This window comes from Streptomyces sp. CG4 (assembly GCF_041080655.1).
In the GTDB taxonomy this organism is placed as follows: Bacteria; Actinomycetota; Actinomycetes; order Streptomycetales; family Streptomycetaceae; genus Streptomyces.
On record NZ_CP163525.1, the window covers coordinates 9400358 to 9424223 of the forward strand.

The 23866-nt window shown below is 69.0% G+C and carries 16 protein-coding genes; 4 read left to right on the plus strand and 12 right to left on the minus strand.

The annotated features are described in order from the left end of the window. Nucleotides 1-4: 4 nt before the first annotated feature. The 3 genes from AB5L52_RS43395 to AB5L52_RS43405 all read right to left on the minus strand — a co-directional run bounded on the left by AB5L52_RS43395 (nucleotide 5) and on the right by AB5L52_RS43405 (nucleotide 4886). Nucleotides 5-2722: a molybdopterin-dependent oxidoreductase gene (locus AB5L52_RS43395; protein WP_369368563.1), complete on the minus strand. Its 2718-nt coding sequence runs from the start codon at nucleotides 2720-2722 to the stop codon at nucleotides 5-7. Then, nucleotides 2719-3546 (minus strand): FAD binding domain-containing protein, encoded by an 828-nt coding sequence (locus tag AB5L52_RS43400; RefSeq protein WP_369368564.1) that lies wholly within the window; start codon nucleotides 3544-3546, stop codon nucleotides 2719-2721. Before AB5L52_RS43400 ends, AB5L52_RS43395 begins: the two co-directional genes overlap by 4 nt. A 341-nt stretch (nucleotides 3547-3887) precedes the next feature. Then, nucleotides 3888-4886 carry a helix-turn-helix domain-containing protein gene (locus AB5L52_RS43405; RefSeq protein ID WP_351029693.1) on the minus strand — a complete coding sequence of 333 codons (999 nt, stop codon included), beginning with the start codon at nucleotides 4884-4886 and terminating at the stop codon, nucleotides 3888-3890. Nucleotides 4887-5105: 219 nt separating this feature from the next. Between AB5L52_RS43405 and AB5L52_RS43410 the strand changes: the two genes are divergently transcribed. Continuing rightward, nucleotides 5106-5867, plus strand: a complete 762-nt coding sequence (locus AB5L52_RS43410; protein WP_369368565.1) for a G1 family glutamic endopeptidase — start codon at nucleotides 5106-5108, stop codon at nucleotides 5865-5867. Between the two features lie 269 nt (nucleotides 5868-6136). On the opposite strand, the gene AB5L52_RS43415 is transcribed toward AB5L52_RS43410, so the two are convergent. The 3 genes from AB5L52_RS43415 to AB5L52_RS43425 all read right to left on the minus strand — a co-directional run bounded on the left by AB5L52_RS43415 (nucleotide 6137) and on the right by AB5L52_RS43425 (nucleotide 11113). After that, the gene (locus AB5L52_RS43415) at nucleotides 6137-7780 is read right to left on the minus strand and encodes a phosphonate degradation HD-domain oxygenase (protein WP_369368566.1); all 1644 of its coding nucleotides are present in this window, start codon (nucleotides 7778-7780) and stop codon (nucleotides 6137-6139) included. After that, the gene (locus AB5L52_RS43420; protein ID WP_369368567.1) at nucleotides 7777-8538 is read right to left on the minus strand and encodes a GntR family transcriptional regulator; all 762 of its coding nucleotides are present in this window, start codon (nucleotides 8536-8538) and stop codon (nucleotides 7777-7779) included. Before AB5L52_RS43420 ends, AB5L52_RS43415 begins: the two co-directional genes overlap by 4 nt. Before the next feature lie 118 nt (nucleotides 8539-8656). After that, complete coding sequence (locus AB5L52_RS43425) at nucleotides 8657-11113, minus strand: SpoIIE family protein phosphatase (protein WP_369368568.1); 2457 nt, start codon at nucleotides 11111-11113, stop codon at nucleotides 8657-8659. A gap of 397 nt (nucleotides 11114-11510) precedes the next feature. Here AB5L52_RS43425 and AB5L52_RS43430 point away from each other — a divergent pair, with 397 nt between their 5' ends. Both AB5L52_RS43430 and AB5L52_RS43435 read left to right on the plus strand, forming a co-directional pair. Beyond that, entirely contained in the window at nucleotides 11511-11690 is a 180-nt protein-coding gene (locus AB5L52_RS43430; RefSeq protein ID WP_369368569.1) for a hypothetical protein, read from the plus strand. 175 nt (nucleotides 11691-11865) lie between these two features. Continuing rightward, on the plus strand, nucleotides 11866-13386 hold the full coding sequence (locus tag AB5L52_RS43435; protein WP_369368570.1) for a serine/threonine-protein kinase: 1521 nt from the start codon (nucleotides 11866-11868) through the stop codon (nucleotides 13384-13386). 66 nt (nucleotides 13387-13452) lie between these two features. On the opposite strand, the gene AB5L52_RS43440 is transcribed toward AB5L52_RS43435, so the two are convergent. From AB5L52_RS43440 to AB5L52_RS43460, 5 genes are all read right to left on the minus strand, one after another. Beyond that, the gene (locus AB5L52_RS43440; RefSeq protein ID WP_369368571.1) at nucleotides 13453-14286 is read right to left on the minus strand and encodes a lysostaphin resistance A-like protein; all 834 of its coding nucleotides are present in this window, start codon (nucleotides 14284-14286) and stop codon (nucleotides 13453-13455) included. A 122-nt stretch (nucleotides 14287-14408) separates the two neighbouring features. Then, a complete protein-coding gene (locus AB5L52_RS43445) occupies nucleotides 14409-14900 on the minus strand; it encodes a hypothetical protein (RefSeq protein ID WP_351574965.1) in 492 nt (163 codons plus the stop codon). A gap of 266 nt (nucleotides 14901-15166) precedes the next feature. Continuing rightward, nucleotides 15167-16633 carry a hypothetical protein gene (locus tag AB5L52_RS43450; protein ID WP_369368572.1) on the minus strand — a complete coding sequence of 489 codons (1467 nt, stop codon included), beginning with the start codon at nucleotides 16631-16633 and terminating at the stop codon, nucleotides 15167-15169. Between the two features lie 504 nt (nucleotides 16634-17137). Continuing rightward, nucleotides 17138-19954 (minus strand): LuxR C-terminal-related transcriptional regulator, encoded by a 2817-nt coding sequence (locus tag AB5L52_RS43455; protein ID WP_369368573.1) that lies wholly within the window; start codon nucleotides 19952-19954, stop codon nucleotides 17138-17140. 283 nt (nucleotides 19955-20237) lie between these two features. Beyond that, the gene (locus AB5L52_RS43460; RefSeq protein ID WP_351029677.1) at nucleotides 20238-20426 is read right to left on the minus strand and encodes a hypothetical protein; all 189 of its coding nucleotides are present in this window, start codon (nucleotides 20424-20426) and stop codon (nucleotides 20238-20240) included. Nucleotides 20427-20691: 265 nt separating this feature from the next. Here AB5L52_RS43460 and AB5L52_RS43465 point away from each other — a divergent pair, with 265 nt between their 5' ends. Continuing rightward, the gene (locus AB5L52_RS43465; RefSeq protein ID WP_351029675.1) at nucleotides 20692-21489 is read left to right on the plus strand and encodes a DeoR/GlpR family DNA-binding transcription regulator; all 798 of its coding nucleotides are present in this window, start codon (nucleotides 20692-20694) and stop codon (nucleotides 21487-21489) included. Nucleotides 21490-21899: 410 nt separating this feature from the next. Here the strand turns inward: AB5L52_RS43465 and AB5L52_RS43470 are convergent, their stop codons facing one another. Next, nucleotides 21900-23303 carry a hypothetical protein gene (locus tag AB5L52_RS43470; RefSeq protein ID WP_351029673.1) on the minus strand — a complete coding sequence of 468 codons (1404 nt, stop codon included), beginning with the start codon at nucleotides 23301-23303 and terminating at the stop codon, nucleotides 21900-21902. Nucleotides 23304-23866 lie beyond the last annotated feature (563 nt).

The window sequence follows — 23866 nt, forward strand, 5'->3', positions numbered from 1 at the left end:
CGGCTCAACCTGTCGACACCGGCTGCTCCGCGGGGAGTCGGCCGTAAATGCGTTCCGGAGTCAGCGGTAGCGCCCGGTAGCGGACGCCCGTGGCGTCGTGGACCGCGTTCGCGAGCGCGGGGGCCACCGGGTTGATACAGCACTCCGCCATCCCCTTCGCCCGCAGGGGCCCGACCGAATCCGCCGAGCCCACCAGGAGAACCTCGGTACGGGGGATGTCGGCGTAGGTGGGGATGTGGTAGTTCCGGAGGTTCGGATTGACCATGACGCCGTTGTCGTCGACGTGATGGTTCTCGGTCAGCGCGAAGCCGATGCCCTGGGCGACACCGCCCTCTATCTGTCCCCGGACCTGTGCCGGGTTGATGATGACGCCGGCGTCCGCCGCCTGCACGCTGTACAGGATCCGTATCTCACCCGTCACGCGGTGCACGGCGACCCGGAACCCCTGCGTGTTGGAGGTGACGCTCCGGGGCGAGCCGTATGCCTTGCGCGCTGCGGTGAACCGGATGCCACGTGCCCGGGCCAGCGCGACGAGTTCGGCCAGTGACACCCGCCGGTCCCCGCAGACGACACCGTCGTCATCCATGCTGCACATCACGACGTGGACGCCCGTGTGCGCCGCGGCGAACTCCAGGATGCGGTCGCGTACGGCATTGGCCGCCCGCAGGACCGCATTGCCCGCCACGAAGAGGCCCGCACTCGCGAAGGCTCCGGTGTCGAATCCCGTGCGGTCGGTGTCGGACTGCACGAGACGGATCCGCGACGGTGTCGTGCCCAGCTGGTTGGCCGCGATCTGGACATGGGCCGTGGAGGTTCCCTCCCCGAACTCGACCGTCCCGACGGCCAGTTCGTAGATGAGATCGTCACCCAGCGTCACCCAGGCCTCCGAGAGGTGTTCCGTCGGGGGCGCGGTCTCGTGCAGGGAACTCGCCACACCGGCTCCGACGAGCCACTCAGGGCCGGGAGGGGGCTGGCCGGCCGTACGGGCCAGGGCGTCGCCCACCAGGTCGATGCACTTGGCGAGTCCGTCCTCGGTGAAGATCACGTCGTCGGGGCCGTCGTGCATGGCGACCAGGGGCTCACCCGGCCGCACGATGTTGCGCCGGCGCAGTTCGAGCGGGTCGATGTGCAGGGCGCGGGCCAGTTCGTCCATCGCCGACTCCACGGCGAACGCCGGCTGCGTCATCCCGTAACCGCGCAGTGCCCCGCTCGGCACGGTATTCGTGTAGACGGAGTACGCGTCGTACTTCTTGTTGGGGCAGCGGTAGATCATGACGGCGGCACCGCCCGCGTACACCGTTTCGCCGCCGTGGTTGCCGTAGGCGCCGGTGTTGGACACATTGCGTACCTGGAACGCGGTGAGCGTTCCGTCGGCCTTCGCGCCGAGCTTGACCGTCAGGGACATCGGATGCCGTGGCGAGGCCGTGGTGAACTCCTCCTCACGGGTGTACTCGAGACAGGCGGGCCGGCCGGTGTCCAGGGTGGCGAGCGCGACCAGGTCCTCGGCGATCACCTCCTGTTTGCCGCCGAATCCGCCGCCGACGCGCTTGCAGAACACCCTCAGCTGGCCCGGGCGCAGCGCGAACAGGTACGCAAGTTTGTCCTTGGCGATCGACGGTGACTGCGAACTGGTGCGGACGTTCAGTCGGCCGTCCTCCAGCCAGGCGATCGCACCGTGGGTCTCCAGATGCGCGTGCTGCACTCGCGGTGAGAAGTACGTGCCTTCGTGGATCACGTCGGCCGCGGCGAATCCCGCGTCGACGTCGCCGATGTGCGAGTGGAGTTCGACGAGGATGTTGTGGACGGGGTCACGGATGAACGGATCGTCGGAGCCGTGCAGCTGGGGTGCGCCCTCGGCCATGGCCTCCTCGGGGTCGAACACCGCCGGCAGCACGTCGTACGCGACGACGAGCCGCCGGCAGCCCTCCTCCGCGGCCCCGACCGTGTCGGCGAGGACCGCGGCGACGCGCTGGCCGGCGAAACGGACCGTGTCGTCGAGGACGAAGGTGTCGTCCGGGTCGACCAGGTGGTCGGTGTGGATCGCCGTGTTGAAGCGTTTACGGGGCACGTCTTCCCAGGTGTAGACCCGGTGCACGCCGGGCACCGCGAGGGCGGCGCTCTTGTCGACCGAGCGGATCCGGGCGTGCGCGTGGGGTGAGTGCAGCACTTTGAGGTGCAGCATGCCGTCGATGTGCGTGTCCATGGTGAACTCGGCGTGACCCGTCACCACGTCGTGTCCCGCGGGCGCGCCGACACTCGCCCCGACTGCCTTGCCCGGTGCTGCCGTCTCCACGGCGCTGACGCCCTTCACGGCGTCCTCGATCGCCCGGTATCCGGTGCAGCGGCAGAGGTTGCCCTTCAACGCCCTTGGCAGATCCGCCTTCTGGTCCTCGGTGAAGGTCGCCGACGTCATGATCATCCCTGCGGTGCAGAAGCCGCACTGGAAGCCCGGGGCGTCCTCGAACTGCCGCTGCATGGGATGCGGGGCGCCGGGCCGTCCAAGGCCCTCGATGGTGGTCACCTCGCGGCCGTCCGCGCGGAACGCGGGGGTGATGCAGCTGTGTACCGGTGTGCTGTCTAGCCACACCGTGCAGGCGCCGCAGTCGCCCGCGTCGCACCCCTTCTTGACGCCGAAGTGGCCGAGTTCACGCAGGAAGGTGCGCAGGCACTGACCGGGGGATGGGTCGCGGTCGAATGCCTTGCCGTTCACGATGTAGTTCATGCCAGGTCCCCAGCCGTGAGTTCGCGGCGAATCTCCTCGGCGAAGTGCCGGGTCAGGTGCCGACGGTGGTCAGGGGTGCCGTTGGGATCGGCGAACCAGACGTCGGCAGGGACGGCGTCGATGCTCTGCCGCAGGGTTCGGGCATCGGGCAGGGAGTCGAAGGCGACGCGGACCGGCCGTGTGGTGCCGGCGGTGACGGTCAGCAGCAGGTCGTTCGCTCCCAGCCGTTGCGTGCCGACGAGGAACACCGTCGAACGGCCGAGCCGGGTCAGTGTGAAGCGACGGTGAGCGGTGCGCTTGCGCAGCGCGTACTCCGGAATGGTGATGCGCCGAAGGATCTCCCCGGGGGCGAGAACGTTGCGGTGGTCGCCCGTGACGAAATCGAGGGCGTCGACGAAGCGCACGGAACCATCGGGCGCCCACAGCTCGTACTGCGCCTCGAGCGCAACCGCCAATGTGATCATCGGGCCTGCAGGCAAGGACATGCAGATGTTTCCGCCGACGGTCGCCGCGTTCCAGACCTTGAACGAGGACAGGAATGCCTCACAGCTTTTCCTGAAGAGAATTCCGGCGGTCCAGCCCTCCGGCCACGGAAAGGTGTACAGGTCGCGAATGGTGCAGGTGGCGCTGATCTCCAGGCCCTCGTCCGTCAGGACAAGGGGCTCCCAACGCAACGCGGTCAGGTCGATCAGCCTGCGCAGGTCCGGCTGCTCCGTGGAGTAGAGCCATGTGCCGCCTGCGAGCCAGGCGTCGCCCTCGTGCCAGTCCCTGCCTGGCCGCTCGGACGGTCGCCGGACTACTTCGGTGATGGTGTTGAGGTCCATGAGAACCGACCTACGGGAGAGGGGACCTACGGAAGACAACTGTCCCGTGGCATTCCTGGAGTTGGTTTCCCGCTGACCGACGGAGTTCCGGCCATGAGGCCGCACCGTTCGGGGTCACTGCGTCAGGAGTGACCGGCGGGCACAGACGCCTTTTTCACAGCGTATCGCAGCATGTGAATACGGTCCGAGAGGACAGGACCACTGAACGTATCCGATGCGCCCCGGACAGTAGTGCCGGTGTTTCATCGGGCGATCATGTCTCAGGGCAACCGCAACCCCGCTACCGTGTGCCGGCGCCGACTCAGTGCAGTCGGCGAACCGCACTGAGTCACATCCCCGTACTAGAGCAGACCGGCCCGGGCCGCCTGGATGCCCGCCTGGAAGCGGGTCCGCGCGCCCAGCTCGTCCATCACCTCGTGCACCCACCGCTGGACGGTGCGCGGTGAAACGCCCAACTGGCGAGCGATGCTGTCATCGGTGAACCCGGCCGACAGCAGCGTCAGCAGTTCGCCCCGGCGGTTCCCCGCGCCGAGCGTCGGGCCGCCTGCGTCCGGCACCCGTACCGCCCGATGCCAGTATGCCTCGAACATCCCGGTCAGCGCGTCCAGCAGGGAAGAGGCGCGGACCAGTACCGCGGCTTGCAACTCGGAGCCAGTGGCCACCGGCAGCATGGCCCAGCGGTCGTCCACCATGGCCAGCTTGCAGGGGAGTTGGGGGAGTAGCCTCGCTTCCTCTCCGGCCGCGACCACCTCGCGGATCTCGGTCAGTCGGCCGGGGGCGCTGAGCGAACCTGCCTCGTACACCGCGCGGATGCGCACTCTACGGGCCAGCAGGGAGCGTTCCAGTTCGGTGTCGGTGGGTGAGATGTGCGGGGGCTTGTCGAACAGCATGAGATGCCGCTGTGCGCCGTCTTGCATCTGCCGCCAGCGCTCGGCGATGGCGGCCTGTCCGGTGACGACCTCCACGAGGTCAGCCATCTGCGGTTGCTGGGCCCGCCGGTAGGCCCGCATCAACTCGCCCACCCGGCCGCGGGTGCGCAGCAGTTCCCGCTCCCGGCGTAGCAGCAGTGCCTCGACGGCGACGTCGGGCGCCGCGGCTGACCAGTGGACCGGAACGGCATCGTGCCGGGTGACCAGACCTTGTTGGGCGAGCGCGGTCAGCAGCCGCTCGGCGCGGTCGGCCGTAATGCCCAACTCCATGGCGAGACCGGCTGCCGTACAGCGCGCGGAGGCGAGCACACGTAGATAGGCGTTCTGTTCCGCTTCAGGAATACCAAGGCCTTCGAGCAGACCACCCGAGGCCGCGCGCAGGGGCGCCTGCGGCTGGGCTGCGCCTGACACAGTGTGAAAACCGGCTGGGAACACCCTGACCGTCCTTCGGCTCCGGGCGGGCGGAGCTGGACGAGCGGTACCCGCCGGGAGGCCATTGTGTCATGTTCTCGCCATGGCGGGTTCCTGTTGCCGCCTGACTCTTGAGAGTTCACACAGGCCCCACCCACGATGAACCCCGGTCTGACAGGCCCCCCGAACATCGACTCCACCCCCACAGGAGACCGATACATGGGCACGAATACAGGAACCAGACGCAATCGCTTCGCCGGCCGGGCGACAACCGCGGGGCTGCTGCTCGCCGCCGTCGCTCTCGTCCCGGCATGTGCCGGAACGTCGGCGGGCGCCGCCAGTACGGGATTCGGCCCGCACACGCAGCGATTCCAGGACAGCAACTGGGGCGGATACGTTGCCACCGGAAGCTTCAGCACCATCAGCGGCTCGTGGACCGAACCGCATGTGACCTGCAACAGCAGTAACGACCTGTTCGCCCCCTGGGTCGGCCTGGACGGCTACGGTTCGCAGACGGTGGAACAGACCGGTGTGCAGACCGACTGCTCCAGCGGGTCGCCGGTCCTCTCTGCCTGGTACGAGATGTACCCTGCCGCGCCGGTGTACTGGAACGACCCGGTCTCCGAAGGCGACAGCATCACGGCCTCAGCGGTCTCCAACGGCGGAGGCAGCTACACGCTGACGCTCACCGACAACACCCAGGGCTGGACCGAACACATCGACCAGAACCTCGGCGCGAACAACGCCAGTGCCGAAGCGGTCATCGAGTCCCCCACCCAGAGCTATCCGTCCTTCAGCCAACTGGACTTCTCCGGTGTGACGGTGGACGGCCAGTCGTTCGAAGCGACGAATCCGCAGGCGTTCACCAGCGGCGGCTACGCGCCGGGACCGCTGTCCGGGGGCTCCTTCTCCATGACGCCGAGCGGCGCTGCCCGTACGCCACACACGCCCGCCGAACGGCCGGGTGTCATCCGCTACTGACGGCCGCTCCGCGCAAGCTTGGAACCACCAGGGGTGCCCGGACCGCACCGGTCCGGGCACCCCGGCCGGTCAGACGGCGGAAGACACCCGGCAGGTGAACTCACCGAAGCCCACCTTCCTGCCCGCGGACATGGTCCTGCATCCGCCACCGCGGATTGAGTGAGAGCGTCAACAGCACCAGCAAGCCGCGGAAACACGTCGCCGCGTCGCGTCCTGGTCCTGACCGTCGGCCGCATCGTTCACTGGGCCCCCGGCGCAACTGCCGCCTGTCACCGGGTGCGCAGGAGGCGGGCCAGGAGCGGGCGGTAGTGCGCGAAGGGGGGCACGGTGGCTTTCGGGTCCTTTGCTGCCTCGTCCCAGCGTCTGAGGGCTGTGGCTTGTCGAGCGTGCGGGAGGGCCGCGAACTGGTCGGCTTCGGCGGCGGACATGGGGCCGCCTTGCACGTCGAGGGTGTAGAGGGAGGCTGGCGAGAGGCGCTGGAGGTAGTCGGGTTCGACGGCGCACAGGTAGCGTTTGGCTGCGACGTGCAGGCGGACGGGTTCGGTTACGTCCGGCGGGAACCAGGCGGCGAGCCAGTCGGCGCCGGTGTGGCTGTGCCGGTTGTCGGTGCCGGTCATGAGCCGGGCGCCGCTGATGTGACCGGTGAAGTGGCCGATGTCGTGCAGGAGCGCTGCCGCGATGAGAACGTCGGGGGCGCCTGCGGCCTCGGCGTGGGCGGCGGTCTGCAGCATGTGCGCGGCTTGGGTGACCGGCTCGCCGAGGTACTCGCTGCTGCCCTCGTCGTTGAAGAGCTGTTCGAGTCGGGCGACGATGCCGAGGGTGCGGCGCAGGACGGCCAGTTCGCTGGCGGCGGCGTCGAGGTCGGCGTAACAGCCTTGCAGGTGCCGGGCGCCGTCGGCGGTGAAGCCGGAGCGGGCGTGCAGGATCCGGGTGTTGTCGAAGATCACGCAGTCGCCGGGTTCGAGTCGGAAGCTCAGCTGTGCGGTGGGGCGGTAGAGCAGTTCGGCGAAGGCGCGATAGGCCTGGTAGAACGCGGCGATTCGGTCCGGCTCCAGCGCGATCGGCCGCATGGAGCGGTTGTTGAATCGGATCTGCTTGATCCGGCCGAGGGGATCGAGTCCGATGAGTGGGGCGCTCGTGCTCAGGTCCGCGCCGGAATCGGCATAGCGGAAGGTCACCGGCGTGCGGGTGAGCAGGCCGAAGGCCTCTGGCTGCTCGCGGCGCAGCGTGACCGCGGCGTGGAAGCCGTCCACGAGGCCGGAGTCACCGCCGGCTGCCGCATTGGTGAGGCAGTGCAGCAGTTGGATGGTCGGGAGCGGGTCCCGGTAGGGGTTGTCGGTGTGGGGCAGGATCGGGCGCGAGCTGAACGCCAGGTTTGCCGGGTTCTGCTCGACGCGCACCTCGAACAGTTCACCGTAATTGGTCTCGCGTACGTAGCCGAACGATCTCGCGACGTCCAGCACGGCACGATCCGCGACGGGCACACCGCGGAGGATGACGAAGCCCTGCGTCAGCAGCGCCTCCAGACAGCGCGCGCGTTCGGCGGGATCATCCGCGAAGGACCGCCAGACACCTGTGGGCACGATGTCTTCAAGGTCCGCGGCAGTCCAGAGAGCCTTGGCGTCCTCGGTCCGGTCGTCGTAGGGGGGCGTCGTGCCGGGCTGGTAGGTGTCCAGCCATGTGTGGGTGAAGCGCGAGCGGTGCCCGTCCGGGGCGAAGACGACCTGCACGCCGTCGGCGTCCTCCTCGGCCTGCGCGATCACGACGTCGTGCGCCAGGTCGGTGATGTCGAAGAGTTTCTGGCCGCTGCCCGGGACCTGGCACCTGCTGCACGGGCAGTTGTCGCGAAGCCACAGGGCGGGAAAACGCGTCCCGTCCTGGCGGATCAGTTCGGTCTGCACGGTGGTCGTCACTTTCCTGTCGCGGGGGCGCGGTCGCGGACGAGAGGGGAAGCCGCGACGGAGTTGCGGACGGTGAAGGCGACGGCGTCGCCGACGTAGCAGTCCTGCGACCATTCCAGGGGCCGGCCCTGGTGGTCGGTGGACCGTCGCCGTTCGCGCAGGAGCGCGGTGCCGGCCGGGATCTCCAGCAGCCGGGCGTCCTCGGCGTCGGCGCTGACCGCGTCGATGGTGTGTTCCGCGTGTGCGAAGACGATCCCGTGCTCCTCCAGCCGTTCGCAGATCGACTCACGCTCCAGGTCTACGAAGGCGAACAGCGCGCCGACCGGTTCCGGATACGCCGTACGCTCGATCATCACCGGGACATCGGTCAGCAGTCTGACGCGCACCAGATAGACCACCGGATCGCCGGGCTCCAGTCCGAGTGCGTGCGCCTGCGCCGGATCGGCGGGCCGGCGCTCCAGGACATCGACACGTCCGGACGGCACCTCGCCGATCGAATGGGCCCAGCGCGAGAACGACCTCAGTTCCCCGAAACTCTGCAGCCTGGGCAGAGCGAGCACCGTGCGGCGCGCGCCCTGCTGCGAGGCCATCAGGCCGTCCTCGCGCAGGACCTCCAGAGCCCGACGCACCGTGTTGCGGGACACGCCGTACTCCTGAGCAAGGACATGCTCCGACGGCAGTCTCGACCCCGGCGGGAACACCCCGTCGGCGATCGCCTTGCGCAGCCGGACAACCAAGTCCAGGTAGAGGGAATCGGCCTGGTCTGCCATCACAGCTCCGGTGACTTGTAGGTACAAGCTGAAACCTGTACCTACAAGTTAGCCGGTGTGGGTGTGGCGGACAAGAGCTGTGGCCTCGGCGACCTGGAGGCGCTGGACATGAAGTCGGTCAATGTCCTGCCGGGAGGGACTGTTCGGTCCAGATCGTCTTTCCGGTTGTGGTGTGACGGGTGCCCCAGCGTTGCGTCAGTTGGGCGATCAGGAGCAGACCACGGCCGCCCTCGTCGTCGGCGCGGGCCCGCCGCATGTGGGGTGAGGTGCTGCTGGCGTCGGAGACCTCGCAGATGAGACTGATGTCCTTGATCAGGCGTAGCTGAATGGGCGGTTGGCCGTAGCGGATGGCGTTGGTGACGAGTTCGCTCACCACGAGTTCCGTGATGAATGCGGTCTCGTCCAGTCCCCAGGAAGTGAGTTGGTCGGCCGCGAGTTGGCGTGCACGGGCCACCACGGCGGGGTCCGGCGGCAGGTTCCAGGTGGCGACCTGAGAGGCGTCGAGGGTCTGGGGCCGGGCGAGGAGCAGGGCGGCGTCATCGGAGGGGGTGCCGGAGAGCAGCGCCTGCAACACCCTGTCGCAGGCGTCTTTCAGGGACGACGGGGCGTTGTGCAGAACGTCGCGCAACCGCGTGAGCCCGATGTCCACGTCCCGGTCGGCGGTCTCGATCAGGCCGTTGGTGAACAGAGCGATCAGGCTGCCCTCGGGCAGTACGAGTTCGGCGGACTCGAAGGGCAGGCCGCCCAGGCCCAGTGGCGGGCCGATGGGCAGGTCGGGGAAGTCGACCGTGCCGTCCGGGTGCACGATGGCGGGGGCCGGGTGCCCGGCACGGGCAACGGTGCAGTGCCGGGAGACCGGGTCGTAGACGGCGTACAGGCAGGTGGCGCCGGCGACCTCGTCCTCGGGCTCCGCAGCCTCCCGGGCGGACGGGCCCGCCTCGCGGTCGAGGCGCAGCACGAGGTCGTCGAGCTGCGTGAGCAGTTCGTCGGGTGGAATGTCGATCTCGGCGAGTGTGAGGACGGCCGTGCGCAGGCGTCCCATGGTGGCCGAGGCCTGGATGCCGTGGCCGACGACATCGCCCACGACGAGGGCGACCCTGGCACCGGACAGGGGGATGACGTCGAACCAGTCGCCACCGATGCCTGCCTTGGAGTCGGCCGGTACATAGCGGGAGGCCACCTCCACGGCACTCTGCCGGGGAGGCTGCCGGGGGAGCATGCTGCGTTGCAGGGCGACGGCGGTATTGCGCTCGCGGGTGTAGCGGCGGGCGTTGTCGATGGCCAGGGAGGCTCTGGTGGTGATCTCCTCGGCGAGGAGGAGATCGTTCACGTCGAAGGCCTCAGGCGTACGGTGCCGGAGGAATACGGCGAGTCCCAGGGTGGTGCCGCGGGCGCGAAGCGGCACCACGACGAGGGAGTGGATCCCGTGGGCGCGGACGGTGCGGGAGCGAGAGGCATCGTGCGCCAGCCACTGCTGGATGTCCGGTTCCTCGACCCAGTGCCATGCCGGCTTTCCAGTGGCCAGGGCGCGGCCCATGGGGGAGTCGTCGGGGTAGCGGTCCGTATCGCCGGGGGTGACCACGGATTCCGGGCAGCCGTCCAGGACGGACTGCTGCGCGGCCCGGCACAGAACGACGGGTCGGGTGGCCGGATCGAACTCCGGCTCCACGCCCTGGAAGACGGACTCGAACAGGTCGACGCTGACGAAGTCGGCGAAGTTCTCGGTGGCCAGGTCCGCCAGCTCCTGAGCGGTCCGTGTCACGTCGAGTGTGCTGCCGATGCGGACGCTGGCCGCGTTCACGATGGACAACCGTTGTCTGCTCCGGTACTGCCCGGTGATGTCGACGGCGGCCGTCGACATGCCCCGCACACGTGTCACCGCCGGGGCAGGACTGTTGGTGAGCCGGGCCAGCGCCGTCGGCAGCCCGGTGAGCGAGGTGATCACCGCGTCGGGCTCCTCGAGCTGGCTACGGGTCGGTGCCGGCGGAGCCTCGCCGCGCAGCATCCACACGGTGCGCATTCCGAGCCGCGCCGTGGGCCGGATGTCGGTGTCCAGCCAGTTGCCGACATAGGCGGCGCGGGTAGGGGGCACCCCCATCTGCTTCAGTGCCGCGAGGAAGGCGCGCGGATCCGGCTTCTCGAAGGGCTCGCCCCCGAGCAGAGTCGCGTCGAACATCCCGTCCAGGCCGTCACGGCGCAGTGCCTCCCGCACCTGTGGCGGGGACAGGGAGACGATGCCGAGCCGGTACTGGTGCGCCAGCGCGTGCAGGGTCGGCCTGACATCCGTGTAGAGGGCCTCGACCGGGTACTTCCAGTGCTGGACGATATGCCGGTGCAGCAGGGCCGCGTCCCTGCCGGGAACGAATCGCCGGGCGAACGCGGTGTGCAGCAGTCTGCTGCCGCCTTCGCGTTCGGCCTCGTACAGCCCCCAGAATTCGGATTCCTCGACGCCTCCGGCCAGTTCGGCGACCGCCTGGTGCAGCGCCTGTACGTAGCACGCGTCGTCGTAGATCGTCCCACCGATGTCGAACAGAACCGCGTCGATGCACTCGGCCGACCGCTCCTGCCCGGACATGGAACGACCTGTGTGCCTGGCCTCGCTCACGGCTCCCCCCTGGTTCGGAGGACATGTATCAGTCCCGACATCTCATCCTTACCGTGGGAACCTGAGACATCGCATGTCGTGAAGCCCCTCAGTGTGGCCACTGTTCGGGTGACGGGCGAAGATCACAAGGCTGCACGGGCAAAGAACACGCGGCCACCGGGATCGGAGCGGCTCCGCAGGTAATTCAACCGGTCTCCGCAGGTCCATCATCTCGGCACACCGGAGATGCCGCAGCATCGCGTGAGAAGCCTTGCCCCGGGATGACCTGCCGGTTCGAATCGGGGCGACGCCGATCCCGGCCAAGGACCCATCGGCGATCCCTGAGGGAACCCCCCACGTGCCTCTCGCCCCGACCAAGGAGGGTCTCATGCGACTCACCGCGCGCCCGCGCCGCGAACACCCCGGTCCGCCGTACCGTCGGTTGGCCCAGGGCCTGGCCGTTATGGCCATGGCGGGCTTCGCGGTCACCGTGCCCACCTTCATCGGAGGGGCAGTCGTCCTGGAGGCGGCGCACTGCTCCGACAGACTGTCGCAGGCGTTCTCGTGAGACTCAGGGAGGGTTTCCCTGGCATGCGCGGCCTGAGTCGGCAGAGGAGGAGGTCTGCGCGGTGCACGCCGGGAGTCCCTGATCGAGCAAGGTCCAGGTCATTCGGCCGAATGGGATATCGTTCCTCGTCGAACTCTCCCCATTCGCGAATGGGAAGAAATAGCAAGGAGACCCGGTGTCCGATCTTGGGCGGCTCGTCGCCGGCCGGTACCTGCTGGTGGAGCGGGTGGGTAGCGGCGGCATGGGCACCGTGTGGCGTGCCGAGGACAAGCTGCTCGGCCGCTACGTAGCCGTGAAGAAGCTGCGGATACCGCCCCACTTGCACGACGACGAGGCCCAGACGCTGCACGAGCGCACGCGCCGTGAGGCCCGCAGCGCCGCCCGGATCGCGCACCCCAACGTGATCGTGGTGCACGACGTAGTCGATGACGAGGGTCTGCCGTGCATCGTCATGGAGTACATACCCTCGGTCACACTGAGTGACGTACTGAAGCGGCAAGGTGCGCTGCCACCCGGTGAAGCCGCCCGGATCGGCCGTGCCATGGCTGCCGCCCTGCGCGCCGCCCACGACGCCGGGGTCCTGCACCGGGACGTCAAACCCGCGAATGTTCTGCTCGGCGACGACGGCCGGATCGTCCTCACCGACTTCGGTATCGCCATGGAGTCGGGAACGTCCTCACTGACCAAGTCCGGCGAGCTGATCGGCTCCATCCGCTACCTGGCGCCCGAACGCCTCAGGAGTGGTAGCACCGGGCCCGGTCCCGCCAGTGACCTGTGGGCCCTCGGGGCAACCCTGTACCAGGCGGTCGAGGGGCGGCACCCGTTCCAGCGCGACACGCCGATCGAGGTCGCGTACGCCATCGCCACCGAATCGCCCGAGCCGCTCCGCAGTGCCGGGGACCTGGCCCCGGTGATCGAGGGCCTGCTCGTCAAAGAGCCGGAACAGCGGATGGACGTACACGAGGTCGAGCGCCGCCTGGGCGATGTGACCGGAACACGAACCGCTCCCGTCGAGTTCCTCGCCGCCCGGCCGGACGATGTCGGCGACCTCGCGCCTCCCGCACGCAAGGGGCGCGGCAAGCGCCGCCGCGCGGTGGTGGGGGCGGTCGTGGCGGTGACCGTCGCCGCTTGTGGGGCAGGCGGCGCGGTGTGGTGGCTCAAGGCCGGTGCGCATGGCGCGAGTTCCCACGCTGCCAGGGCCGATGCCTCCAGCCCCGCTCCGAGGGTCAGCGCCACCCTGCCGCCGCTGCCCAGCGGATACCACCTCGCCAAGGACGACACAGGCTTCTCCGTACCCGTACGGGACGGCTGGACCAGCAAGACGATGCCGGGCGGCGAAGTCGCCTACGTAGACCCGTCAGGCCTGGTGGGTCTGCGGGTCAATGTCGTCCATTTCGCGGGTACCGACCCTCTGCGGCACTGGCGTGAGACGGAAGAAGACCAGACCCGCCGCGACAACCCCGGCTACGAACGAGTGAGGATGGCCGCGACAACCTTCCGAGGACAACCGGCCGGGTACTGGGAGTTCACCTTCGACGGCCGGGCACGGAAATTCCGGGCGGCGGAACTGGCTTTCGCCAGCGCCGACGGCACCCAGTACGTGGTCTACCTCTCCGCGCCGGACGCACAATGGCACACGTACCGGTCGGTCTTCGACACCGCCGTCAACGGAGTCCACCTGAGCGACAAGGCCTGACAGCAGCGTGACCGCCGAGTGCAGGCCCGTGACAGGAGGATGGGTACGGCGGCATGGCCGTGGCCGTCAACGGGGATACATCGGCTGGCCGGCCGCCCTCCTGAACAGGACGAACGCCACCACCGCACCGATTCCGGTCAGCGCGACGGCGGCGTAGTGCCAGCCTGCGAGCCCGTACTGCCCGCCGCCGCTGACCGCAATGATCGGTATGGCCGCGAAGTTGTAGGCGCTGTGGATGCCGATGACTTCCCAAATGCCCCGGCGGTAGAGGGAATAGAGTCCGGCGAAGACTCCGAAGATCAGGCCGTGCAGTACCGCAAGAGCGGTATGCGCGTCCACCAGAAGATGCAGGCAACCAAAAAGCACAGCCTGAATGAGCACCGCCTTGTAAGGGCCCCGTCGTCGGACCAGCAGCGAGAGCATCCAGCCACGGAAGATCACTTCCTCCACGCCCGCCTGGAACATGGTCACTACGATCCACAAGGGGGCGAAGGTGACGAGCGCGGAGGGCGGAACGGTCACGCTCACGGCGGTCCATCCCGTGGCGACCGCGAGGAAGAGCGCACCGACGGCCCAGGCCAGCCCCCATGCATGGCCCCGGGCGAGCGCACGCCCCCACCCCGGCAGAGCCAGGCCCAGATCGACGAATCGTCTGTGCTCGACATGGAAGACCCGGAAGGTCACCAGCGCCAGCAGCCCCCCGAATACAAGTGCTTCGCTGAGCGCCGATGCCACCGCACCACGCGGGTTCCACCAGGGATGGTCGAGCCCCTTCGTGATCGGTTGGGTGGCGGTCCGCGCCAGTCGGCCGAGCAGCATGTCAGCGGTGAACAGGACGAGGTAGAAGGGGAACACCCGTCTGCGTCCGGGCGGTTCGGAGACGTCGGATGTGCTTCTCACGTGTTCTCCACGGTGCATGCCGGGTGCTCTGATCTGTCCTGTCCGGTGGGTGCCCGCCCCGACGTGTCTGCCGGGCCGGGCATCCACGGCTGTGGCGCTACGTAATCACCGCACGGGTCCTGCTACTGAGGGGCCGCTGCGTCCTGGGCCGGCTGCGGGGCCGGGGCGGACTCTCCAGCCTCCTGGGGCGACCCACTGCCGGATTCCTGGGGAGGGGCGCCGTCCGTTCCCTGGGATGAGCCGTCGTCAGCTGAGTTGGGTGCGCTCTGGTTGGCCTTGTCGGCCGCCTTCGCCACCTTCTTGGCCGCGATATTGGCGACATCGACGGCGACCTTGCTCTTCGAGGCCTGGACCGGGGTGGGCGCAAGGCCGACCCACTGCGCGAACTCGTCCGCGCCCTGGCCGATGAGCTTCCCGGCCGCGCTGATGAGCTTCCCCAGCGCCCGGCTACCGCCGCCGCCCATGAGCTGGTGGCCGTCGACGGGGTCCCCGGACACCGAGTTGCCGACCGGCGCAGCCCCAGCCGTCGGGCTGCCGTGGCGCTCGGCTGCTTGGGCCGTCGTGGCGACGATCCCGAGTCCGGTGGCGCCCAGGGTCGCGGCGGCAACTCCCATGCCTATCCGCCGTGTTGCGATGTTCGAAGGTGACGGCTTGCGATGCTTCGACACGTTCTTGTGATTCCTTTCCGAGTGAAGCGGGCGTTTCAGATGACCGCTGCAGATGCCCATTCCCGCTCGACGAGAGAGGAGGCATTCAGCCTGGCCAGGTCAGCGGTCGGTGCCTGTTCAGTCAAGAGAGACTTCAACCTCGTCCGCAACCAGATCTGTCCACTGCTGCGGTGGGAACCAGTGGCTTCTGACCCCTGCCTACGGACCTCGGCTCATATTTCTACGGTCCATCGTGGGAAACCTGGTATCTCCCATTCGATGGCACTGATACGACCGCTTCGGTGCGCCGCTTTTCCGGGAGTGGATGGGGGAAGCTGACCCTCGAAGCCAACCGTGAAAATAAGCTGATTTACGGAACTGGAAGGGGTGCCGGCGAGCTCCGGACAAGAGCGTTTATGCCGGTGTCTGTGTGCCGGCATGGGAAGCCCCGGATGGGCAGTACCGTCTTTGTCGGCCGAAGGCGGAGAGCTCCGCCCGGTCTTGTCCGACCTGTCGGGTGGCGCAGTGTGGGCAGGGGCGGTCGGGTGGGGAGGGGACTGCGGGGCGCCCTTGGGTACGGGGCCGGCGGTGCCGGTGGCGTGGCCGTTCATGGGCAGTTGGATGGCGGTGGCAGTGGCTGCGAGGAGTCCGGCAACCGCGGTGACGGTCACCGCCGGGCACCTGCGGGTGACGTAGCGAAGCCATGGTTGGCCAGGCGTCGCCGGCGTACGCGGTGGGGCGTGGCCGACGGTGGCCGGCATCCGCTCGGACGGGCCGGTCGAGGCGACGTGAGTGCTCGTGCGCCGCCGTCTGGCGATCGCGAATGCGGTACCACCCCAGGGGAGCAGAGCCGTGGCCAGCACCGCGCCCGGCCATTTGTTCAGGCCGGCCAGCACGGAGTAGGCGCGGGCGCAGCTGCAGCAGAGGGCCACGTGCCGGTCGAGGTCGTCACTGGGGTATGCGCACCTGCGGCGGGTTGCCGCTTCCAGCAGGGAGCCGAAACGATGGCAGTACTCGTTCTCGGACCGTTCTGCGTAGCGACGCAAGTAGGCCTGACGAAAGTCTTCGAGGGCACTGCGTCCGAGGTGGGGGACCGTGTTGGGGTGGACACCCAGAGACCGGCCGGCCGCAAGATCGTCGTCCCGTTGCACGACGGCGTGCCACAGGACGGCCTGGGCGCGCCGGGGCAGCCGGTGGAAGGCCCCGGAGAGGGCGCCGACACTTTCCGAGGAGGGTTCGGCCGACGGTCGGCTGGGTGAGACGTGCTTCGTATGGTCCAGCCAGGCGAGGAAATCGGTGGAGAGCTCTCTTCGGCGTGTGGTGCCGGCCCATAGCCGGGCGGTCCACTCGACGAGGAGGAACGGATGGTGCGGCGGCGGCTGGTCGGAGCCCGGCGCGGTGCGAATGTCGCGCACGGCGCGCTGGAGCGCCTCCAGCGCCAGGGCCTGTACGGATGCCTCGGTCGCGAAGAGAACGGCGTAGTCGAGCAGGGCGGGAAGGCGGCGTCTGCGCACTTCGCCCGCAGCTGCCGCGATCTGCTTCCGACGGGCCCTGGGATCGCTGGGCCCCTGGTCGGTCGGCCGTGACGTGGCGGGCATGCGCAGTGTCTCGATGAGTACGGCATTCGGCAGATCGGCCCAGGACAGGGCCGTCTGACTGCCTCTCGGCTCGGGCGCGCCGCACTGGTGACGCCGGGGCATTCTCGTCACCTGCCTGTCCGGTGTCCCGGAAGTGCGCGGGCCCGGGTGGGGTGGGCGCATAGTGACGGGCGTGAACCGCGTACAAGAAGGCCTGCGCCGTCCGTTCGCCCCTTCGGGCACGGCAGGCCGGACTGCCTCATGGAGGGAATGGGGTTCCTGTGAGAAGCCGTATGGTGTTGCGGTGGTGTGTACGGGCGTGGCTTGCGGAAGGGGAATGCAGGATGCCGCATGGGCGTATCCGTTCTGTCGGCCGGGCGGTCTCGAATGGCCGCCCCAGGGATGACCGGCGGTCGATCGCCGGCTCGAACGCCTCAGCGTGAGAAATTCCGCCGGATCGGCGTCGAATGAAGTGAACGATGTGCGCCGCCGGATCCGCAACGGCTTGCCGGTACGGCTGCGGCTGTCTCTGGGATTTCTCGGCGAGGCATCTACGTAGGGCGGAGCCAATATCTACGGATCGCAGGTCAATTCACTACCGGCACCGGCGAGTCCGGAGGTGTGCCGCTACGGCTGAACGATGTCGGAGAGTGCTCGGGGGAGGTCATTTCGCGTGGTGATGCCGAGTTTGCGGAAGGCCCGGGTGAGGTGGAACTCCACGGTGCGGCGGGTGACGAACAGCTCTGTGGCGATCTGCTGGTTGCTCATTCCCTCGGCGGCCAAGGTGGCGATACGGCACTCTCTGCTGGTCAGGGCGGACACGCCTGACTGCCGTTTGCGGCGTGGGCGGGCGCCGGTGTCGAGCAGGGCGCGGTGCGCGCGTTCGGACAGCGGCCGGGCATGTGCTGTTTCGGCCAGGTCCAGGGCTTGTCGGAGCCGGGTGCGGGATTCGTTGATGTGCCCGTGTGCGGCGAGGAGTTCGCCCAGGTCGGCGAGGGCGCGGGCCAGGTCGATGCGTGCCGGCGTCGATTCCAGCAGGGCGACCGCCTCGGTCAGTGCGGCGAGGGCCGCCGGGCCGGTACTGAGCAGGCCGAGGGCGCGCAGGCTCGTGGCGACGGTCCTGGGGCTGCCCCAGGCGCGGGCGAGCTGCAGCTCCTGCTGGGCAAGGTGGGCCGCGGTGGCCCGATGACCGAGCCGGTCGTGGATCAAGGCGGCTTCGGAGCGCCAGGGGACGAGCGCGGGATTGTCGTAGCCGCCTTCGGTCTGGCGGTGCCCGCACTCCTCCAGGTCGGCCAACGCGGCCTCGGGCCGGCCCTGTTCGAGCCGCAGCCGGGCCCGGGCCGCCAGCAGCGCCGTCCAGCTCCAGTGCTTGCCGACCGGACCTTCGAAGGGGGCCCGGCACACGCGGGCGGCCTCTGGGACGTCACCGAGGTCCAGCAAGGCGTGGACGGCCAGAGCCGTTGCGTACGGCCAGTAGCGTCGGTCGGCGGGTGCCGGATCGAGGATTTGTCCGATGTGGGCCAGGGCTGCTCGGGGGTCTCCCATCCGGTAGGCCAGCTTCGCGTGGACGGACACCAACAGCGACCGTGGCGACGGCGGTTGCTCGTCCCGTGCCGCGATGGCCACGTGCCGGTACCAGTGCTCGGCCTCGGTCAGCCGGTCGGCGTTCAGCAGCGCACTGACCGCGAAGGTGCCCGTGAGCACGGGGTCCGCGGGCGGGCTGAACTGCGCCAGGGCGCGTTCGGCCAGGGTGGCGGCGGTCTCCGAGCACTGGCCGGTGAGGAAGGTCTTCACCGCGAGCGCCGCGAGCAGGAGGCGCTGACCTGGGGTGTCACCGGGCAGGTCGGTGCCGATGCCGCCCCGGCCGATCCAGTCGTCCGCCAGTCGGGGGGTGTCCTCCAGGAAGAGAAGGATGCCCTGCGCCCACAGCCGGTACAGCGACTCACGGTCCGCGTCGGGGATCTCGGCCGCCAGCGCGTCCAGCAGGGCGACCGCCTCCGCACTGCGGCCGGTGCGGGTCAGGGCCTCGGCCAGGTGCGGGACCAGGTGCACTCTGCCTGCGGGTTCCAGGTGCTCCACGGCCGCGCGCAGATGCTCGACGGCCGCGGCCGGGTCGGTCTGCACTTCGGTGATGCCCAACTGGGCCAGGATCTCCAGCCGGTCTGCCTGGGCGGGCGGTTCGCTCAGAGCCCTGTGCAGGTACGCGCGGCAGGCGTGAAACTCGTGCCGGTGCAGGGCCTGTTGGGCCGCCGCACGCAGTACCCGTACTCGCCACGGGTGCCCTTCCGGCTCGGTGGCGAGCAGGAGATCGGCCACCTCCCTGTCGTCGCCTCCGAGAGCCAGCAAGGCATCGGCCGCTCGGGCCCGCAGTTCGTTGCGCGCTGCCGTACTGGTCCGGAGCTGCAATGTCTCCCGCATCAAGGGGTGGCGAAGCTGCCACGGCGGACCCGGCTCCGCGAGGCCGGCCTGTTCGAGCACGGTGAGCGCACCGGCCACGGCGACGGCGTCGAGCCCGGTGACCTCGCACAGCAGCGGCTGGCTGGTGGTGCGTCCGAGAGTGGCCAGTGCGGCGGCCGCGGGTGCGACCGAGGCCGAGTGCCGGCGTAGCAGGATGGGCAGGTGGAGAGGGAGCAGCCGCTGTGCCAGCGCGGTCAGCCGCGGCAGCTCGGAGCGCACCGGGGAGATCCCGCTGCGGGAAACGTTCTCGGTGAGCGCCCGCAGCAAGTACGGGTTGCCGCCCGTGATCAGGTGGCACAGGGCCGCCACCTCTGTGTCGAGTTCAGTCCCCAACCCATCGGTGAGGTACTGCGCGACAGCGGCCGGTGACAGTGGCGCGGGCCGCAGACGCCGGCAGGCCGGGTGTGCGGACAGCTCGGCGACCACGCTGTCCTCGGTGTCGCTGTCTTCGGCGCGTACCGCGATGAGGAGCGATATCCGGCTGCCTCTCAACCGGCGGGCCAGGTAGGTCAGCCAGTGGCGCGAACACGGGTCGGCGTGGTGGGCGTCGTCGACCAGCACCAGCAGGGGACGGCGTGCAGCCAGCCGCAGTGCCAGCAGGTACAGGCCGTGCAACTGCGCGAAGGGTACGTCCGATGAGCCGGTACAGGACCAGACCTGATCGGCCGACGACTCGAAGACGGCCCGGGCGGCCTCGGCCGCGCCGGCCAACAGCGAGGAAGATCCCTGGGATTCGGCCGCGACTGTGGCCGGTTCAAGGAGCTGTCGTACGACACCGAACGCCATGCCCCGTTCCAGATCGCAGCCGTGGGCCTGGAGAACCATGAGCCCTCGATCGTGCCCCTGGCGCGCTGCGGCCGCCAGAAGGGCGCTCTTGCCGACGCCTGCCGGGCCCTCGATCAGAGCCACCGCACACTCGCCGCCGGACGCCTGCTCGATCAGCGAGCCCAATACGCCGAGCTCCGCGGAGCGTTCCAGCAAGGTCACCATGAACTCCTTGCACCGTCACCTGTCCTGTCCTGGAGGTCACCCAGCCACCCTGGGCGCACACGACACCCGCGCGCGGAAGCTTCGGGCCGGGGCAGGCCGCCTGGGCGAAATCCGCGACCACGGCGTTCGGGGGAGCGCTACGCAGATCGCTGTCGTGGGGCGTCGGTCGGACAGCCGTACGTGGGTCGACCGGCCGTATGCCGCGCCGATGCCCACGGCTGCTGTTTCCGGCCCGCGACCGGGGACCGGGGCGTGGTGGCTGCGACGTCCGCGCTTCCCGTCAGCCGTGGGTGTCACAGAAGGCGGGGTGTGTGTCGTAGGTGGCGTTGCCTGTTGGCTGCCGGCGCGGTGCCGGGAGCAGCAGCGCCAGAACCGTGCTGCTCAGGTGCGGTCCGGCGTAGATCCACAGTACGCCCTGGACGCCGAGCGGTTGGATGAACAGGGTGCCGATCAGCGGCCCGAATGCCACGCTCGCCCGCCGGAATGAGCGAGGCGCCGAGCAGCGAGCCGTCCTCCGCGCGCGGGGGCCGGGGCGGAGCGAGGTTCTGGACCACGGGGACACCTCCGTGCTGGTGCGGCCCCTGGTGCGTGTGCCGCGGCGACGTGCCCTTGATGAAAGCGACCCGGAACAATTCCTGTCAATGGATTGCCAAAATCTCACGGAAAGTGTGTGATGTTTGGACGGCTTGGAACGCGCCGAGCCCAGCGCACCGTCGTTGAGGAGGCGGCAGGAGATGAGACCCAGCCGGGGGACCGAGGCCGAGGTCGAGCAGCGCCGGCTGAAGCTGCTGCAGCAGGTGATCGCCCAGGGCGCCGTGCGCATCGCCACTCTGGCCGAGAACCTGCAGGTCAGCACCATGACCGTGCACCGCGACCTGGCCAACCTGGAATCCCGGCAGTTGCTGCACAAGCGCCGCGGCATGGCGGTCGCCCTGGCGAACGTCACGCTCGAGACCGCGACACGGTTCCGCGAGTATCGCGACATCGAGGCGAAGGAGGCGTTCGCCGAACGGCTTGTCCGGGAGGTCCAGTCGGGGCAGACGGTCCTCATGGACTGCGGCAGTACGCTCTTCCCGCTCGCCCGCAGGCTGACCCGGATCGAGGGCCTGACCGTGGTCACGAACTCACTGCGCATCGCAAGTCTCGTCGGCGGCGCCGACGCCGCGCCCGGCACATGCGTGATCCTGCTGGGCGGCGCCTTCCGCGCCGACTTCGAGGCATGTGCCGGTACGGACACATTGCGCCACCTGTCCCGGATCCGCGCCGACGTGATGTTCTCCTCGGCCACCGCTGTCCAGGGCGGTCGACTCTTCCACCCCGACCAGGAGTGGGCGGACCTCAAGGAAGCCCTGCAGGGCGCGGCCGAGCGCCGCGTCCTGCCCGTCGACCACAGCAAGTTCGGCCGCACCGCCACCCACGGCTACGGCGACGCCACCGGCTACGACCTGATCGTCACCGACGCCGCCGCCCCGGAGGCCGAAATTCAGGCGATCGAGGCACTTGGTGTCCCCGTGGAGGTCGTCGCCGTCTGAAAGGTGATCAGCTCCGTGGGTGGTTGGTTCACTGGAAGGCAGGCCACGAGCGCGGACTCGCAGACGGTTCGGAGGGGTGATGCTGCCCCACGACTGTTGCAGCTCGCCTTCCGTGGACGCACTCCGGATCTGGTCCCGCGTGTTGGGCAGCGCCGAGCCGGTCTCCGGGCCGGCCGGGCACCGCCCGCCTGCGGTCGGCCTTCGAGGGCGCCACCGACACCCACCAGCCCGCCACCGTGACACTGCACCTGGTCCCGGCCGGATCCGGCCCTGTGCACGTCAGAGCACACCCCGAGCCGGAAGATCTGGGAGGCAGGGATCTTTCCAGGACAGCGATCCTCCGCAAAGCCGCCCGGCCCCCCTGATCACACCTGTCCAGTCCACTCCGCTTTCCGCCGAGCCGACCTCACCTACGTCGGGCACGGATGCCCCTGGAGACGCCTCGTGCGGGCGCGCTGGTCCTGGAGGAACTCGCGGACGACCGGTGTGCGACCGTTGCTGTCGAGCTTGCTCAGCAGGCGCCGGAAGTGGGCCTCCACGCAGAACGAAGGGGACTGCTCCAACGAATCCGACGCCTTGCGCGCCCATTGCACGGCCACGTCGTTGTCTCCCGCGACGGCGTGGACCAGGGCGATGTGGACGTCGGCGAGGGCGGTGTCCCGATGCGGTATGTCACCGGTGTCGTCGGCGTCGAACAAGGGCAACAGGTAGCCCAGCGCCTTGTGCGTGTCACCGAGATAGGCATGGGAATAGCCGGCCTGGATCAGGACGGCTTCCGTAGTCATCCAGTCCGTGCAGTCAAGATCGTCGTCGTGCCGCTCGGCGGCGTGACGTGCGAACGTCGCGTCGATGAGACATGCCGTGGCGTCTGCGTCGCCCGCCATGCCGGCGGCCAGGGCGTGGGTGCTGGCGAGGGTCGCCAGCATGCGTGGGCTCGGGCGAGAGGACATGCACAGCCGCCAGGCGGCGTCCAGCAGATCGCGTGTTCCCGCGAGATCCCACAGGTCGATCTTCTGTTTGGCGGCCACGCACATGGCGTACGCTCCGCGGCGGGTGTCGCCTGCGGCTGCGGCGCAACGCATGCTGGAGAGAAAGGCCGACTGGGCACGCAGATGGTCGCCCGACTCGAACGCGAGCCAGCCGGAGAATGTCGCGGCGTCCGACGCGAGAGCCAGCAGCCGCGCGCCGATCTTCTGGTCACAGGAGGCGTTGCGCGCCAGGTCCGAGATCGTCTGCAGTTCGGCGTCCGCGAGCGGACGCACGGGCCGGCCGCCGATGGCCGCGTAGAGCTGGTGCAATTGTCTCTGGCGTTCTTCCAGCACGGCCACGGTCGAGCCGGTGATGCGCTGACCGCTCTGTGCGGGCAGCCATTCGGGTGCGGCGGCCGCGTCGAGCCAGGACGAGGTCAGACTAGCGATGCCTTGTCTGTCGGAGAGCACCTCGTAGCGATGATCGACCGCTCGCTGCGTGGTCCTGGAGGTGCTTTCCAGGGACCGCAGGGCATTGGCACAGGTCCATGGAGCCGTCAGCAGGTCCGCGTGGCCGGTGGCGGTGTACAGCCAGTCGGGCCAGCCGAGCCGGAGAGCCTCCGCGGGCGGGATCTGGTGGACGTGGGCGATGGCCAGCTGCGCGGAGGTCTCGGGAGTGACCTTGCCGGATTCCCAGCGTGCGATCTTCTCGCGGCGGGCGGCCATGGTTCCGAAGCCGAGATCGGCATGGGTTCTGGCGATGAGCTGTGCGTAGGCGCCGTGCGACAGTCCGGTCTGTTCACGCAGCAGGGCAAGGGGATGGCGGGCGGCCTTATAGGTGTCCATGATGGGTGTCTCGCTTGCATCAACGGGCACGCTGTGTGCTCTGTCATTCCCAGTCCCACTGCGGTGCGCCGGTGGGTGTCGGGATGCTGCCGGTCAGTCGCGCGACTCCCTTGGGGGTCGGGGGTGAAGAGGCAGTCCGTCTGGACCAGGGATATGTGATGTCCCGCGAAGACCTACAAAGAAATGAAACATACCTTTTTATTTCGGTGTAGGGGTGTGGCAGATCTTCTCACCAAGTGGACCGGTTTCGTCAGTCTCCGGCGGACGTGCGCCCAACACGGGGACGGCGCGGCACTGGCTGGTTCGCTCCGGGTGCCGGCCAGACCGATGATGGCTCCGGTTCGGGCCGTGGCCCGTGTCTCCCCGTGGTCGGCGAGCACCGGAGCATCGCCCCCTCGGTGATCGGTTCCTCGATCCGCCCACCTGGCTGGACCTCTACCGCCCCCGGCTCCTGCTGTGACCACAACCCGGCACGCCCGCCCCCAGGCACCGGTGTCAGCACCAGGGAGCGGGCCTGGCGCCGGCCGGCCGGAACCCCGCCAAGGGCCACGGCGCGGCCGGCC